A 14,713-nucleotide genomic window follows, 5' to 3' on the forward strand; every position below is an offset into this window, starting at 1 on the left:
GGCTGCCGGGCAGCCGGCCGATGCTGAGAGCGCCGGGGACGGAGACGGGGCGGAAGGCTCGGCGGTGGACATGGTCATGAGGTGCTCCCTGGTGAGCGAGCGGCGCAGCCGGCCGGCGGCGCATCGAGCGCGGCCGTCAGGTAACGGGTCTGGCCGATGGCCAGCGTCCACAGGTCCTCAGGCGCCTGGCCGCTGCGGGCCCAGGCGGCGCGGGTCTCGGTCAGCGGCGCCAGCAGCGGCTCGCTGCCAAGGACGAAGGTGCCCCAGTGGATGGGCACCAGGGCCCGGGCGCCGACATCAAGCACGGCCTGCACGGCCTCGGCCGGATCGACGTGGCCGCTGCGCTGAAACCAGCGCGGGGCGTAGGAGCCGGTGGGCATCAGCGCCACGTCGATGCCGGGAAAGCGCTGCCCGATCTCGGTGAAGCATGGCCCGTAGGCGGTGTCACCGGCGAAGTAGATCCGCGTTCCGGTGGCCGGATCGGTGATGACCCAGCCGCACCACAGGCTGCGCCACAGCCCCCAGGGGGTGCGGCCGCTCCAGTGGTGGGCGGGCACGCAGGTGATCTGCAGGCCGCCGAGCTGAAGGTGCTGCCACCAGTCCAGCTCGGCCGCCGCGGCCAGGCCGCGGCGGCGCAGCCAGGTACCCATGCCGGCCGGGGCGAGGATCGGTGTGCCGGGCGGCAGGCGGCGCAACGTTTCCGGGTCGGTGTGGTCGCTGTGGTCGTGGCTGAGCAGCACCGCGTCGATCGGCGGCAGATGGTGCCAGGCGATGCCGGGCGGGGTCAGCCGGGGCCGTACCCCGAAGATCTTGTGTGTCCAGACCGGGTCGCACAAGATCGTGCGCTCGCCGAGCTGGATGATGACGCTGGAGTGCCCGGCCCAGGTGATGGCCGCCTGGTGCGGCGGCGGCACCGGCAGCGGCCCGGATCGGGCGGCGATGGGGATGCGGTCGGCGTCGCTGAGGTCGCGCAGGGTGTAGCCGCCCTGCAGCTGCACCCGGACCAGGTCGGCCAGGCTGGGCAGGTCATGGGTGCGGCGGGAGTGAAACGAGCGCGGCCAGCGCCGCGGCGCCGTCGAGGCGAGCGGCGCGGCCGGGGCGCGCGGCTCAGATGCTCGCATGGCGGTTGGGGCGGCGCGCGGTGAGCACCCGGGCGGGCGGCAGGTTGCGCCAGATCGTTGGGGAGACGGTGATCTCATCGAACTGCTCGGTCAGCAGGCGCCGGAAGACCCGCGCCGAGGGCGCCAGCCCGGCCGGGTGCGCGGCGATGGTCGACAGCGCCGCATCCGGCCGCAAGAGCGCGGTGACCTCGGCGAGGATCTGCGCCTGGGTGCCGCGCGGCAACAGGCTCCAGGGCAGCGCGCTGACCACCGCATCCACACGTTGGAGACCGCGCTCGGCCAGCAGGGCGCGCAGCTGAGCGGCATCGCCGCAGATGACCTCCAGATGCGGGCGGCTGGTGCGCAGGTGCTCAGCCAGAGGGGGATCGATCTCGACGGCCACCTGGCGGCTGCCAGAGACGAGCCGCTGGCTGATGGCGTCGCTGACCACTCCGGTGCCCGCGCCCAGCTCGACGACGACCGCGGGCCGGGTGCGGGGCACGATCTGGGCCAGCAGCCGGGCCAGCGGGGCGCGGGTGGGGGCGATGGCGCCGATCGTGGCCGGGCGGCGCAGCGCGGCGGAGATGAATGCGCCCAGGTCCCCGGGACGAGACACCGGGGATACCGGAGCCGGCGGGGCCGGATGGGAGGCGGTGGGACTCAGGGCCATGGTGGTGCTCCTTCAAAAAGAGGTGGTGCAGCCGCGCGGGCGGAAACGGGGGGCCGTGCTCTCCCCCCGCAGCATGGGAGAGCACGGCCGTCGAAGGAGCCGCCGAGCGGGCTCCTTCGAGTCATGGGCGTCCGCTGGCGCCGGCGAGCTCGGCGGCGGACACGGGCGGGGGATAGCGGTGCAGGAAGGCCTGGCACAGATCGTTCAGGTGCACCAGGGCGGGGCGCAGGCCGCCGTCGTGCGGGTGCGGCGGCACAGCGGCGGCGAAGACCGGTGCGGCCAGCGGCACCGGGGCCGGGGCCGGGGCGGGTCCTGCCGCCCGGCCGGACGGGCGCGCGTGCGAGCGCCGGTGGCGTCCGGCGTGCAGGGAGCCGATGGCCACGGCGAAGACGCCGGCGCCGGCCAGCGTGCCGGCGGCCAGCGCGGCAAAGGCGCCGCTGCCCAGCGCGCTGTGGGCGGCGATGCCCACGGCCGGCCCGAGCAGGTAGCCGCCGTCGCCCAGGGCGCCGAAGAGGCCGAAGGCCCGCCCGGAGGAGTCGCTGTAGCGGGCCAGGCCGTCGCGCGCCACCAGGTAGGCCAGCGCCTGGATCACCGTGAAGGTGATCATGGAGGGGATCGAGACGAGCAGATGGGCGGGTTCGGCCAGGCCCAGCAGCGGCAGCGCCATCGCCGCCAGCGCGGCCACGCCCCAGCTGGGAGTGCGGTAGCGCGCGGGCAGGCGGCCCAGCACCGGGGTGGCGATCACGAACGCGACCAGACCGGCGGTCAGCACCCCGGAGGCCAGGGCCGGGGAGTGAGCGGTGGTGCTCAGCGGCACTAGCGGCTCGATGGCCGCCCAGGAGGCGTTGACCAGCAGGTCGAACCCCCCGAAGACCAGCACCGGGGTCCAGTACGGCCAGCGGCCTTTGCGATCGGCGCTTGCTGCTGCGGCGGCGGCTGCGGCTGGTGGCGTGGCGGCGGCCGCCGGGGCCGGGGCCGGCAGGCGCAGCCAGATCAGTGCGGCTGTCACCCCGACCACTCCCAGGACGATCGCGCCGGCCAGCACGTGCCGATAGCCGGCGAAGGCACTGATGGCACCGGCGATCGGCGGCCCGGCGGCCATCGCGGCGGTCGCCCCGGCGGCGAACCAGGAAAACAACTGCGCCTCGGGCACGCCCGAGCGCCCGGCCAGCAGGCTGGCGATGCGGTAGGCCGCCGGGGTGGCGGCCCCGGTCCCGGCGCCCCAGAGCGCGCGGGCGGCGATCGCCGCATACGGATCATGGGTGAACAGCAGCGCCGCCACTCCGGCGGTGGAGATCGCCATCGAGACCGGCAGCACGGCATAGGGGCCCCAGCGGTCGACGGCGCGGCCGCCGACCGGCTGCAGGGCGATCTTCGCCAGCGGGTCGATCATCAGGAAGGTCGCCAGCAGCGCCGGAGACAGATGCCAGTCGGCGGCCAGCTCCGGCAGGAAAACGATCAGTGCGGTGTGGGTGGCGTTCGGGCAGGCGATGGCGAGGATCAGCACGCTCAGGCGCCCGCCGTAGCCGGGCCGTAGCGGTGCGGCGGGGCGGTTCATGCCGCCTGCTCGGCCGCGATGAAGGCGCGCAGGCCCTGATCCATCGCCGCCAGCAGCTGGCGGCGGCGTGCGTCCGGGCGCGGCAGGTACACCAGCGTGTGCAGCGGGCGGCTGCTCAGGCCGAGCCGGCGCTTGTAGCTGTAGTTGCCGCGGCCGGCATCCAGGACGCGCATGCCCGAGCGGGCGGCGTGCACGATCGATTCGGCCATCAAAAACGCATACGTGTGCAAGGCCGGCAGGCGGGCGTAGTGCAGTCCCGCGGTCCACAGATACAAGGTGCCGCCGTAGGCGAAGCAGAAGAAGCCGCCCGCCAGGCCGTGCTCATGCTGGGCCAGCAGCAGCCGGGCGCCGGGCACCTCGGCCAGCGCCCGAAACAGATCGTCGCCGTAGGTGTTGCAGCCGTGCGCCAGCGCGGCCTCGATGGCCAGGTGCGTGAAGTCCTCCAGGGCGAAATCCATGTCGCGGCCGTGCAGCAGGTGGGCGCGCACGCCGGCCTCGCGCGCGCGTTTCCACTGACGCACCAGGTCACGGGCGATGCGGCGGGCGGGAATCAGCCGATACAGCACCTGACGCAGGTAGGCCTCCTCCGCCGCCTCGCCAGTGGCTCCCGCAGCGGCGCCCGCGCCGGCGGCCGGGGCGGAGGAGAGGATCGGCAGCGGCGCGTGGTGGGTCAGATCACACAAGATCGCCGCATCGGCCGGGCGCACCTGCTGCCAGCGCGCGGCCTCGGCCGCGCCCAGATTAGGGATGACCAAGGCCTGGGCGTCCCAGGCGCGCATCAGCTCCCGCCCGCCGTCGACGGCGGCCGCCAGCTGCGCGGCCGTGGCCCCCACGCCCAGGCCGCCGTATTCGGCATACATGCTCGGCCCGTAGATCACCGGGCCGTCCCAGACGGGGGCCATGCCCAGGGGCTGTTCGTAGGAGGTCCAAAACGGTGAGCCGTCGATCAGATAGAACGACAGCAGCCGCTCCGGGGCGCCGGAGGGGGCGCTCAGCAGCAGGTGGCGGTGGGCCAGCACCGGCTCGGTGCGCAGGCGCTCCCAGGCCGACGCCCAGGCCGGGGTCTGGTGGATGTGCTCGGGCAGCGGCAGCGCGGCCGGGGCGTCGGCGGCGTGCTCCAGCCAGCGGCCGAAGGCCGCCGCGGTGGTGCGCAGACGGACGTCAGCGGGAACGGAGAGCATGAGCATGATCTTTCTGGCTGCGGAAAAAGGCCCGGATTCCTCCGGGGGAGGGGCGCGGGGGTCTTACTGATCGGTGCTGGGAAACTGGCCGGTGGCGGCGAGGGCGCTCAGCCGGGCGTGCTCATACGGCAACAGGTGCGAGCCCATCTGGGCCAGCAGCAGCTGGGCGTGGCGCTGGTTGTGGGATCGGGTATGGGCGGGGCTCCAGCCGCTCGGCGGGCGCAGCAGCAGGCTCCACAGCCACACCGGGCGGCCGCCGCGCCGCAGTTTCTGCTCCGTGCCGCCCAGCCCCAGATCGATCTCGTCGATGCCGTGGGCGTAGGCGTGCCGCAGCGGGGCGCGGATCATGAGGTTGAAGTACTCCCCGCTGGTGCAGCGTGCGTAGTCCAGGCCGACGGCGCGCACCGCCAGGGTGGAGCGGTGCCGCAGCGCCAGGTGGTAGCCGATCGCCGCATTGTCGTGCCAGCAGGTGAACACCCGCGCGGCCGCAGCCAGGTCGGCGCGGTAGCGCTCGAGCTCTTCGGTCAGCTCCGCCAGCGGCGCGTGGCTGCCGTGGTGGGCCTCGGTCAGTTGCTGCAGGCGCGCCCAGGTGGGGATCATCGGCGCGCTCAGTCCGGTGAGCGTGATGCGCCGCCCGGCCGCAGCCAGGCCGCTTTCCTCGATGCGGGCCAAGCGGCGCTTGCGGCTGGGCAGGTGCGCGTAGTAGTCCTCGGCGCTGGTGCCGGCCAGCAGCAGCCGGGTGCGCGCCCCGGTCAGCACCAGCGGCGCCTCCGGCATCAGCGTCTGCAGCCGGCCGGCGACGTCCTCATCCAGGTGCACGGTCGCCACCGTGCCCTCGGCGTGTGCGGCGGCGTGCGCGGCGGCGCGCAGCCAGTCGGCCTCGTGCCCGGGCCGGCAGATCGGGGCCGTCTCATAGCCGGCCGTGCTGCCCAGCAGCGTGATCGGCCCCCACGCCGAGGCGGGCAGGCCGGCATCGGCCAGCAGACGGCGGGGGTCCAGCAGGGCGCGGGCCGGGCCGGTGGGGTAGTGGTAGACCGGCACCACCGCGGCCAGCTGCCCGGCCGCCGCCCGGGTCCGGTGGGCCAGCACCGCGCCGGTGCGGGCGGCGCCCATCAGGGGGGCGTTGGCCAGATGCCAGGCGCGCGTGGCATACAGGGCCGGGCCGCTGTCGCCCAGCAGGTGATCCCAGGCCGGGGCCTGCTCCAACGGCGCCGTGGCCACGGCCAGGACCTCGGCGTCGGTTCCGCGCGCGCGGGCCGGCATGGCGCGCTCGACGGCAGCGGCGCTCATGCGGGCACCTGCGCGGCGGTCATCTCGACCCTCAGCCCGGCGCGCAGGCGCGCCAGCAGCTGCGCGCACTGGTCGGGAGCGCGCCCGGTGACGATCATTCGGGCCAGCCGCGGCGGCAGCTGACCGGCCGCATAACCGATCTCCTGGCCTTCGGTGACGTCCCAGCCCAGATGCTGCACCCCGGTCATGCCGGCCAGCCGGTCGGCCACGGCCAGGCGGGTGATGCGGCCCGGGGCCAGGGCGTGGACGTAGCCTGCGGCCGCGCACCGGGCCTGCACCTCAGGCAGGTGAGCGCCCTGCCCGCGAGCGATGGCGGCGGCCTCGGCCACCAGATCCAGTCCCGTCGCCAGGCGCACCAGCTGCCGTTCGTCTCCGGGGCCCAGCCCGGCGGCCAGCCCGGCCAGCACCGGCCGGCCATGGGCATCCAGACGCACCTGCAAACGCGTGATGCCATCGCCCACGCCCACGGCGGTCAAGGCCTGCTCGGCCAGGTGTACCAGGGCCGGTGCGGTGCGCAGCTCATCGCCGGCATCGACCATCTGGCTGCACACCAGCGCGCGCGGGGCATAAGCCAGCTCGGCGCGCACCAGGGCCAGTATCTGGTGCTGGCCGTGCTGGCTGGCGCAGATGGCGGTCAGCACCTGCTCGGCGGCACCGGCCTCGACCACGACCGCTTCGGCGGCGGCCTGCACAGCCAGCACCACATCCACCGGCTCGTCGGCGCGCCAGGCTCCGCCGCCGTGACCGGGGCGGATGGTGACCGGATAGCCCAGGCGCGCGGCCGCCGCCAGCGCCTGCTCCAGGTCCTCGGCGACCTGGGCGCGCACCAGCGCACAGCCGCGCCCGGCCAGCAGCGCCCGGATGCGCCCAAGGTCGCTGGCGGCCGCCGCGGCCGCCATCCGGCCATAACTGGGCCGGTGCAGCTGCTCGGCGACCTCGGCGGTCAGGCCCACCAGGCGCTCGTCCCAGGTGAGCGCCCCGGCCACCGGCCGAGACTGGGCGCGCAGGACGCGCAGCACCTGAAAGGCGCTCAGGTGCGGGACCTGGCCGCCGCCGCTCAGGTACAGCCGCTGCCAGGTCAACGGCTCAGCCGGTGTGCCGTCGCGCTCGGCCAGGTGGTCGACGGCCAGCACCGGGCCGGTCGCGGCCAAGGCGGCCAGCAGCGGCTCGATGCGGGCGCGCGGGCCGCGCAGGCCGCCCAGCAGCAGCACCGGCGCAGCCTCCCTAGCCACGACGGCCTCCGGGCGGCGGGAAGCAGAAACCGGGCCGAGCTGGTTGGGGCCGAGCCGGTCCAGGAATCGAAAGTTCATCAATGCCTCGCTGCGGGGCCCAGTCCGCCCTGCAATGGGATTACTGGGCATGTGACTGGATGAAGTGAATGAAGTCAGAAAGTAAGCAAAAGGCGGGTGTCGCGCTATGGGGTCGTTGTGACGTCTGTGTAGTTGTAATGCATTTGTAATCTACTGGCGGCAATGAGGGCGCCCCTGCAGTGCTGGCCGCCGGTGTGGGGCGGCGCTCGGCGCATCAGTTCTCTCATGCGACAGGGGAGGCCTTTGAGCCTTAGTGCGACCTTTGTCGTTGTTGATGGCTGCTTCTCTGCCCTCTCTTGGTTACAAAACGGACACGATCACCGTTGTGCACACCAGCCCCATGGAGGAGATCGCGTCTGCCTGGCTACATTTTTCAGCCGCATTTACCTGCAGTTCTGGCGTTAGTCAGGTGATGAAGGAGCATGGATGCCCCCTCGCCCCCGGGGACGACCCCCCTACGCGGCCGACACTCCCCCGCCCGCCCCGCCGACCGCCTCCGGGCCGCCGGGCACCGCCCGCACCCCCCCTACGGTCCCGGCTGATCGCCCCGCCCGACGGCGAGCCGCGCACAGCGCCCCCGCCCGCGGACATCGCCTGGCCCGCACCATGGCGATGACCGCAGCCTGCACGCTGGCCTGCACCCTGATCATGCTCGTGGTACGGGAGAGCCTGGCCCAGCGGCCACAGCCGCCCACCCGGGCCAGCGTCCATAGCGCCGCGACCTACGTCGTGACCGAGGACGCGCCCAGCGAGGACCCCGTGCTGTTCGCCAGCCCTCCGCCGCTGCCCAGCCCTCCCCCCAGCGTCTTACCGCCGCCGGTCTCACCGGCGGTCCCGCCGCTGTCGGCAGCGCCGCCCCGCCGGCCCCGGGCGCCCACGACCGACACGCCCGCTCCCCGGCCGACGGCCGCCCACCCCACCCCGAAAACGATCCTTGATGGGAATCCGGCACCCCCACGCGGCCAGCGCCCGACCCGCCCGGCCGACCCGCCCTCACCCGACCCGCGCAGCACGATCTTGCCCACCGCGGCTCCGCGCTCCGTCCTGTCGTCCGTTCCCTCCGCCGATCCCCCGCCGGCAGCCCAGCTGAACGTCGCAGCCTCCCGCCTGACGCTGAACCCGGCCCGGCCCGCAACGCTGACGCTGACCGCCACCGGCGGCGAGCTGCGCTGGCAGACCGCCACCGACGCCGCACCACACCTGCGCCTCAGCCCGCCCAGCGGCACACTGCAGCCCGGCCAGCAGACGAGCATCACCGTGCAGCACGACGGCCCGGCCCCGCCGCGCACGACCGGCTCCTGCGTGCCGCGCCGCCTCGGCACGCTGACCCTCACCTGGTCAGCCGCGGCATCGAGCACCGGCAGCGGCAGCGCCCGCGTCGAGCTGTCCCTCAACCCGTGCGACCTCTGAACATGGAGCACACATGATCCAATGGATTCACCGACGCCGGGGATGGCTCATCCCCGCCGTCTTCGCCGCTGCCCTGGCCATCGGCTTGGTCTCGGGCAACGCGATCGCGGCCCCCGCCGCCCCGGTCGACCACTGCGCCCAGAGCTATCTGCCGGGATCCTCCGACTACAAAGCCTGCCGCTTCTTGGACGGCTCCAGCCTGGAAAACATCAACTCCATCCCAGGTCATCCCGCCGGCGCCGAAAACGGCTATCTCATTCCGCAGCCGGTCAAGTTCTGCCTGAGCGGCAAGAACTCGGGCAAGCGTGCTGGCAAGAAACCCTCCACCGCGACCGCCACCAGCCTCGCCGCCGGCTGCCAGCGAGAGATCACCTGCCGCTGGAACACCTCCACCGGCAAATACCACTGCACTGACGCCGCCGGCCGCCCAGCCAACCCACCCGGTCGCATCTGCGCGGAAAACGCCAACTACGCCTGCGGCCCCACAACCCCTCCGGCACCAGATGACCCAACAGTCATCGTCCCGACCGGCAAACCGGTGCCCACGGCTCAGGCCGACCCCAGCCCGGACCCGCAGGTGCAGCAGCCGACCACGCCCGACGCCAGCGCCGGCCCGATCAGCATCGACCCGCCGACCCCAGCCCCCACCGCGAGCACGAGCCCAGCTCCGACGCCCTCCCCGTCGGCGAGCGCAGTGAGTGATCCGGCCGACCCGACCGCTCAGGCCATCCGGCACGCCCAGGGCCTGGGCCTGCGCATCTGGCTGGAGACCGACCTGGTCGCCGCCTGGCAGGCCGGTCCCGACCAGCTCAAGGCGACCGCGGCCCGCCTGGCCCAGCAGGCCAACCAGCCCAACGTGCTCGGCGTGAAATTCGCCGCCGAACTCGGCCTGCGCGGCACCTTCACCAGCCCGGAGGAAGTGCACCGGTTCGTCAGCGAGGCCTCGGCCGCGCTGCGCGCCACCATGCCCCCGGGACGGCGCCTCGCCGTCGACGTCGTAATCCCCGAACTCGGCTGCGGCCGCACCACCCAGTGCCTGACCACCATGGGCACCAGATATCCGCTGCTGACGCGGGCCAACGTGCAGCAGTACGTGCTGACCGGCGCCGTGGACGCGATCAACGTCGCCAGCCCGCTGTTTCAGCCGTTCCTCGACATCTACAAGCAGGCCGGAATCAGCCCCGAGCGGGTCTTGCAGCAGCAGTGGATGGCGTTGCGGATCCTCGGCTGGAACCGCGAAGTTCCCGGCCTGGACATCGGTGCCCGGGATCTGGGCCTGGCCCATCCCGACAACAAGCCGGCCCTGGCCGGCGCTGATGCGGAAACCGCGGTCAAGGCCCGCGTCGACGGCCCTTTGCGCCTGGGTGCCGAGCACGTGGTGCTGTGGACGTGGAAGCAGACCTGGAACAACGTCGCCTGGCGGCTCAACGACGCCGGTCTGCGCACCAACGGCATCTGGGAGGCCCTGGCCAAGCGCAAGGACCTGGACTTCACCGGAATCGTGTTCAACCCCCGCGAGACCGAAGACAGCATCGCCCGGGACCTGGAGGAGATCGCCAAGGTCGCCTCCACGGTCTACCTGATCACCCAGTAACACCGGAGCACAGCGCGGGGGAGTGACACCGTCCCGGCAATCTCCCCCTCCTGACATGAGCAAGGGCGCGGATCCGAAGGAGGATCCGCGCCCCTTTGGCGTCTCGGCATTTCTGACAGAAACGCGCGGTGCTATGCCGCGTTCTTGTCGGGGTAGCCAAACCGGTCCAGCACACCGTTGATCGTGGCGACGAACGGCACGCTGGGATCCCAGATCGCCACCGGTTCCTGTGCGCCGTAGGCCTCGGGGATGCGGACGCTGAGGCGCATGAGCGGCAGGAGCCGGTCGCCGAACATCTCCTCGGCCTCGCGCTGGATCTCCAGATAGACGGCGCCTTGGCCCTGGTGCACCTTGGCCTCGTTCATCAAGTAGTACGAGGCGCGGGCGGTGGCCCCGAACTCGGCTGCGGCCGCAACGCCCAGTGCGTCACCACCATGCGCACCAACCACCCCCTGCTGACCCTGGCCGAGGTCGAGCAGTACGTGCTGACCGGCGCGGTCGACGCGGTCACCGTGGTCACCCCGCGGTTCAACCCATTCCTGGCCGTTTACAAGCAGACCGGCATCAGCCCCGACAAGGTGCTGCAGCAGCGGTGGATGGCCCTGCGCATCCGCAGCTGGGACAGCCGGGTGCCGGGCCTGTACATCGGCGCCCGCGAGCTCGGCCTGGCTCACCCCGATAACCGGCCGGCCCTGACCGGAGCCGACGCCGAGAACGCGGTCAAGGCCCGCCTGGACGGGCCGCTGCGCCTGGGCGTCGGCCACGTGGTGCTGTGGACCTGGAAGCAGAACTGGTCCGGGACGGCCTGGCGGCTCAACGACGCCGGGCTGCGCTCCAACAGCGTCTGGGACGCCCTGAAGGCCCGTAAGGCGCTGCGCCGCACCGGCATTACCTTCAACCCGCGTGAGGTGGAGGTCGGCATCGCCGAGGACCTGCGGGAAATAGCCCAGGTCGCCTCCACGGTCTACCTCACCACCCAGTAAATAACCGGCTCCCGCGTACCTGGGCGGTGCACGGGAGCCGGTTCAACGACGGGCGTGGTCTTGGGCCACGCCCGTTTCGGGTTTCTGGCAGAAACGCGCCAGCTACGCGACTCTCTTGTCGGGGTAGCCGAGTCGGTCCAGCGTCTCGTTGATAGCGCCAACGAACGGGATCTGCGGGTCCCAGATGGCCACGGGCTCTTGGGCGTCGTATGCCTCAGGGATGCGCACGTTGGGGCGGATGAACGGCAGTAGCCTGTCACCGAACAGCTCGTTCGCTTCGCGCTGTATCTCCAGATAGAACGCCCCCTGATTCTTCTGGGTCTTGGCTTCGTTCATCAGGTAGTACGACGCGCGGGCCGTGGCCCCGAAGTCGTCTGCGTATTCGGCACGGATCTCCTCGATCATCGCTGCTAGGGCGGCGGCACCGCGGAGTTCCTTGCGGGTCGGTTTCATGCAGATCACGACATCGGTGGCGGCCAGGAGCAGCGACACCGACAGGCGGCCGAGCGATGCTGGGGCGTCGATGTAGATCAAATCGATTTCGCTTGCGGCGATCTGGTTCTTCAGGGCGAGTTGCAGCCAGAAGACGCCCTTGGGATCAGAGGTGAGCTCGCCGTCGGCCTGGCTCATCTTGTTGTCGCCGCGAACCAGGGAGAAGCGTGGGATGGCCTCGAAAGCCTCATCGCCGTCGCCTGGTCCAATGCGGGTGCGGCCGGGGACGATGGCGTCGGCCAGCTTGGCCTGGCCCAGCATGACATCGTGAACGGTGGCTGTGCCCGCAGGCACGAAGTCGCCGTCGTAGCCGTTCCAATACGAAAAGTCGGACTGCAGGTCAGCGTCGATGCCCAGGACGTTGTAGCCGCGCATCGCGGCTTGGGCGCACACGGCGTGCCCGAAGGTGGTCTTCCCGACCGAGCCGGCGCGGTTCATGCCGACGAGGACTGGGGGCAGATGAGGGGCATAGCGCGGCCGCTGCAGTGCGGCGCTGAGTGAAGCCATGGGATCTCCTCGGGGGAAGTCGAGTCGAGGGAGTTGTCAGGACAGGGGAGCCATCCCGAGTTGTTGGCGTTCCCAATCGGAAGCCGGCGTGTAACCGGCGGCGGTGATGAGGTGCCGGACGTGGGCGATGGTGCTCGCATCCCACTTGCGGCGTCGGTCCGCAGCACGGGCCTCTGCCTCGGCCAGTGCGATCGCATACGCCAGACGCAACTGCTTGGCGGCATCGCCAGAGGTGAGGGTAAGCGCAGCGTAGTTCTTCGCATCCAGCGGTGCAGCCTCCTGATCCCTGAGGTCCACCAGCCATCGGTGAGCCAGGGTCAATGCGGGCTTGGATGCGTTACTCACTACGGTGACGGCGATCCGTGCGGTGGCGAGGTCATCGCTCGCTGGCTGGTACTGCTCGATGAGCGCCTTGCAGCGGCTGTCGCGTTCGGCGGCGGCCACCGCGCGTTCCCGATCTCCGTCGTCGGTCCGGACCGGCTCCGCGTGCTGAGCAGAGGCTGGAGTCGGCTTCTCGTGGTCGGGGGTCGGTGTGGCATCGTCGGCCGAGGTCCGGGGCGCATCGCTCTGGGCCAGCTCGGCGTGCTGAGCAGAGGCCGGGGGAGTGGCAGGAGAGCCGGGCGGCGTTTCTGACAGAAACGAGGGCGATGGTTCTGCGGTAGCCATCGGCAGTGATTCCTCGCTGCCGTCATGCGGAGCGATGAGAACGCGCTGCGCGGCCTCCTTGGCCGAGATCTCTTGGCCGCGCATTAGCTCCCACGCAGGAAGCACCAGATCACTACGGTCTCCCAGCGCAGACAAGAGGTTGTAGGCCGTATCGATGCTCATCTCCCCCGACAGCACCACCTCGCGGGCTTCAGGGCTCAGTGCCAGGAGGCGTAGCCGCTTGGAGACATGGCTTTTGCTCTTACTGTTGCGCTCGGCGATGTCAGCGAGTGTCAAGCCATCGTCGACCTGCAAGCGGCGATAGCCCTCCGCTTCCTGGAAGGGGTTGAGGTCGACGCGGCGCCCGTTCTCGTGGAGGAAGACCTCATTCATCGTGCGAAGAAGATCGTTTCGGATCTCGGCCTTGATGGTCGACCAGCCAGCATCCTGGGCGCCTAGGAGCCGTCGCTCGCCGGCGAGCATGACGTATTTGATCTCCGGGGCGAGCGTCTGCTCGAGATCAGGATGGACCTTGGCGTATTCGGTCCGCTCACACACCACCACCGGGTGGATCAGTCCGACGGTCTGCAGGGAGGTGACCATCTCCTGCCGCCGCTCCGCCGAGTTCAACGCGTCATCACGCAGGTTCTTCGGATTCGGCGCGATCTCGGTGAGGGGAAGAGGCTGAGCGGTCTCACGTGTACGGCCTGCGCCAAAGAGGGGTTTCTCCTGCAAGATGACCTCGGCTGGGACCGTCTTCGGGGCAAAAGTCGATCCGCCAGCCTTGGACCCTCGGGGCATAGGGCTCCTCCAACTTGCTCTTCGCTGGGGTAGATGTCTCGGCTGAGACTAGCGTTTCTGGCAGAAACGATGGGCGCGGGGCACGAGATCGACACGTGTTTCTGGCAGAAACGACAGAGATCATTAGGGTCTCCCAGGTGATTCTGTACGCCTGACAGCGCGAACCCAGGGCGGCCATCATCTTCCCCAGACTCAGCCTGACCTCGACCCCCAGGGACAGCAGCCGGTGTTCGATCCGATCCAGGCGGCCGGGCAGGGCGAGAACCGCGCGGCGCCCGTACTCCAGCAAGATCAGCACGTTCAGCACGTCTCGGCGGACGCGCGCCAGTGCGCGGCGACGTCGGCGGTCACCTTCAGCGGCCCGTCAGGCAGCGCCTTCAGGCCAGGGTCGCCACGAGCTCGCGGCGAGCGGTCCCTCGCGGGTCCACGAGCGGACAGTCAGCGCTCGTCGTACTGGGCGGCTCTCTGCTCGGCGGCCAATTGCGCCAACCGGGGGAGGAGGTCATCCAGCTCTTGGCGGAAGACGACGTAGCGGTCCTCGGCGAGGTCCTCCAGGAGTAGCCGAACCCGAGCGGCGATGATCCGCATCACGGGGAATCCCTCGGGTGACAACGGCCAGCGCATCACATTCACCTTCTGCTGCAGCTCTAGCAGGCTCTCAGCCAGCTCATCATCGATGAGCACGTCGTACTCCCGCCGGGAGTCGGCCAGTTTAGCTGCGGCCTCCCACAGCTTCAGGGCGTTGCGGTCATACCAGCGGGCCTCCCGGCTGCCCGTCCGGGTAGGAGGCCTACGGCGGTCGGCACGCTCGGCGCGCTCGCTGCGGGGCAGGCCGCGCTGAGCGGCGCGGGCGCGCAGGATGCGCTGCTCCACCGCCTGGGCAGAGGCCACGCCGAGCGGGCCAGCCAGGTCCTTCAGCGCGATTCCGTGAGCTCGTCCGCGTTCCAGCAGCTGGTGCTCGAGGGTCTCCAGGCGGTCGCGGAGGTAGACCGCCAGGTGCAATGCGTCGAAGATGTCGTCGCACTGCACCCCGTCCGGAACCTCGCGGCATGTCAGGACATGCTCTATGACGGCCAGGGGGTTACCGTTGTCCAGCCGCTCCAGGTCAGGATCCTCACAAGCGACTCGCCGGTCGGTGATCCGGTTGATCGCGTTCTCTGCCTCACGTGGAG

At 71.2% G+C, this 14,713-nt stretch carries 13 protein-coding genes; 3 read left to right on the forward strand and 10 right to left on the reverse strand.

Annotated elements, in window-relative coordinates; translation table 11 throughout:
- Positions 1-74: 74 nt before the first annotated feature.
- From IEZ08_RS24065 to IEZ08_RS24090, 6 genes are all read right to left on the reverse strand, one after another.
- The gene (locus IEZ08_RS24065) at positions 75-1,121 is read right to left on the reverse strand and encodes an MBL fold metallo-hydrolase (RefSeq protein ID WP_203863473.1); all 1,047 of its coding nucleotides are present in this window, start codon (positions 1,119-1,121) and stop codon (positions 75-77) included.
- A complete protein-coding gene (locus tag IEZ08_RS24070) occupies positions 1,108-1,770 on the reverse strand; it encodes a class I SAM-dependent methyltransferase (RefSeq protein WP_189242954.1) in 663 nt (220 codons plus the stop codon). The genes IEZ08_RS24065 and IEZ08_RS24070 overlap by 14 nt, the downstream gene beginning before the upstream one ends.
- A gap of 121 nt (positions 1,771-1,891) precedes the next feature.
- Positions 1,892-3,328 (reverse strand): MFS transporter, encoded by a 1,437-nt coding sequence (locus IEZ08_RS24075; RefSeq protein WP_189242955.1) that lies wholly within the window; start codon positions 3,326-3,328, stop codon positions 1,892-1,894.
- The gene (locus IEZ08_RS24080) at positions 3,325-4,515 is read right to left on the reverse strand and encodes a GNAT family N-acetyltransferase (protein ID WP_189242956.1); all 1,191 of its coding nucleotides are present in this window, start codon (positions 4,513-4,515) and stop codon (positions 3,325-3,327) included. Before IEZ08_RS24080 ends, IEZ08_RS24075 begins: the two co-directional genes overlap by 4 nt.
- A gap of 57 nt (positions 4,516-4,572) precedes the next feature.
- Complete coding sequence (locus IEZ08_RS24085) at positions 4,573-5,799, reverse strand: GNAT family N-acetyltransferase (RefSeq protein ID WP_189242957.1); 1,227 nt, start codon at positions 5,797-5,799, stop codon at positions 4,573-4,575.
- Positions 5,796-7,109: an ATP-grasp domain-containing protein gene (locus IEZ08_RS24090; RefSeq protein WP_189242958.1), complete on the reverse strand. Its 1,314-nt coding sequence runs from the start codon at positions 7,107-7,109 to the stop codon at positions 5,796-5,798. Before IEZ08_RS24090 ends, IEZ08_RS24085 begins: the two co-directional genes overlap by 4 nt.
- A 606-nt stretch (positions 7,110-7,715) precedes the next feature.
- Here IEZ08_RS24090 and IEZ08_RS24095 point away from each other — a divergent pair.
- Positions 7,716-8,519 carry a hypothetical protein gene (locus IEZ08_RS24095; RefSeq protein ID WP_189242959.1) on the forward strand — a complete coding sequence of 268 codons (804 nt, stop codon included), beginning with the start codon at positions 7,716-7,718 and terminating at the stop codon, positions 8,517-8,519.
- A gap of 13 nt (positions 8,520-8,532) precedes the next feature.
- Positions 8,533-10,113 (forward strand): hypothetical protein, encoded by a 1,581-nt coding sequence (locus tag IEZ08_RS24100; RefSeq protein ID WP_189242960.1) that lies wholly within the window; start codon positions 8,533-8,535, stop codon positions 10,111-10,113.
- 131 nt (positions 10,114-10,244) lie between these two features.
- Here the strand turns inward: IEZ08_RS24100 and IEZ08_RS24105 are convergent, their stop codons facing one another.
- The gene (locus IEZ08_RS24105; protein WP_189242961.1) at positions 10,245-10,562 is read right to left on the reverse strand and encodes a hypothetical protein; all 318 of its coding nucleotides are present in this window, start codon (positions 10,560-10,562) and stop codon (positions 10,245-10,247) included.
- Between IEZ08_RS24105 and IEZ08_RS24110 the strand changes: the two genes are divergently transcribed.
- Positions 10,548-11,096, forward strand: coding sequence for a hypothetical protein (locus IEZ08_RS24110; RefSeq protein WP_189242962.1), 549 nt, complete (start codon positions 10,548-10,550; stop codon positions 11,094-11,096). The genes IEZ08_RS24105 and IEZ08_RS24110 overlap by 15 nt on opposite strands.
- Positions 11,097-11,198: 102 nt before the next feature.
- Here IEZ08_RS24110 and IEZ08_RS24115 read toward each other — a convergent pair whose 3' ends face one another.
- The 3 genes from IEZ08_RS24115 to IEZ08_RS24125 all read right to left on the reverse strand — a co-directional run bounded on the left by IEZ08_RS24115 (position 11,199) and on the right by IEZ08_RS24125 (position 14,570).
- Positions 11,199-12,095, reverse strand: coding sequence for a ParA family protein (locus IEZ08_RS24115; protein ID WP_189242963.1), 897 nt, complete (start codon positions 12,093-12,095; stop codon positions 11,199-11,201).
- A gap of 36 nt (positions 12,096-12,131) precedes the next feature.
- Positions 12,132-13,475, reverse strand: coding sequence for a ParB/RepB/Spo0J family partition protein (locus tag IEZ08_RS24120; protein ID WP_189242964.1), 1,344 nt, complete (start codon positions 13,473-13,475; stop codon positions 12,132-12,134).
- A 504-nt stretch (positions 13,476-13,979) separates the two neighbouring features.
- The gene (locus tag IEZ08_RS24125) at positions 13,980-14,570 is read right to left on the reverse strand and encodes a hypothetical protein (RefSeq protein ID WP_189242965.1); all 591 of its coding nucleotides are present in this window, start codon (positions 14,568-14,570) and stop codon (positions 13,980-13,982) included.
- Between the last annotated feature and the right edge of the window lie 143 nt (positions 14,571-14,713).

This window comes from Planobispora rosea (assembly GCF_014648175.1).
GTDB classification, from domain to species: Bacteria; Actinomycetota; Actinomycetes; order Streptosporangiales; family Streptosporangiaceae; genus Planobispora; species Planobispora rosea.

Coding starts and splice junctions, on each gene's coding strand:
- IEZ08_RS24100 (WP_189242960.1), top strand. CDS start 8,533: ATGATCCAATGGATTCACCGACGCCGGGGATGGCTCATCCCCGCCGTC.
- IEZ08_RS24115 (WP_189242963.1), bottom strand. CDS start 12,095: ATGGCTTCACTCAGCGCCGCACTGCAGCGGCCGCGCTATGCCCCTCAT.
- IEZ08_RS24090 (WP_189242958.1), bottom strand. CDS start 7,109: ATGAACTTTCGATTCCTGGACCGGCTCGGCCCCAACCAGCTCGGCCCG.
- IEZ08_RS24065 (WP_203863473.1), bottom strand. CDS start 1,121: ATGCGAGCATCTGAGCCGCGCGCCCCGGCCGCGCCGCTCGCCTCGACG.
- IEZ08_RS24095 (WP_189242959.1), top strand. CDS start 7,716: ATGGCGATGACCGCAGCCTGCACGCTGGCCTGCACCCTGATCATGCTC.
- IEZ08_RS24070 (WP_189242954.1), bottom strand. CDS start 1,770: ATGGCCCTGAGTCCCACCGCCTCCCATCCGGCCCCGCCGGCTCCGGTA.
- IEZ08_RS24075 (WP_189242955.1), bottom strand. CDS start 3,328: ATGAACCGCCCCGCCGCACCGCTACGGCCCGGCTACGGCGGGCGCCTG.
- IEZ08_RS24085 (WP_189242957.1), bottom strand. CDS start 5,799: ATGAGCGCCGCTGCCGTCGAGCGCGCCATGCCGGCCCGCGCGCGCGGA.
- IEZ08_RS24080 (WP_189242956.1), bottom strand. CDS start 4,515: ATGCTCATGCTCTCCGTTCCCGCTGACGTCCGTCTGCGCACCACCGCG.
- IEZ08_RS24110 (WP_189242962.1), top strand. CDS start 10,548: ATGCGCACCAACCACCCCCTGCTGACCCTGGCCGAGGTCGAGCAGTAC.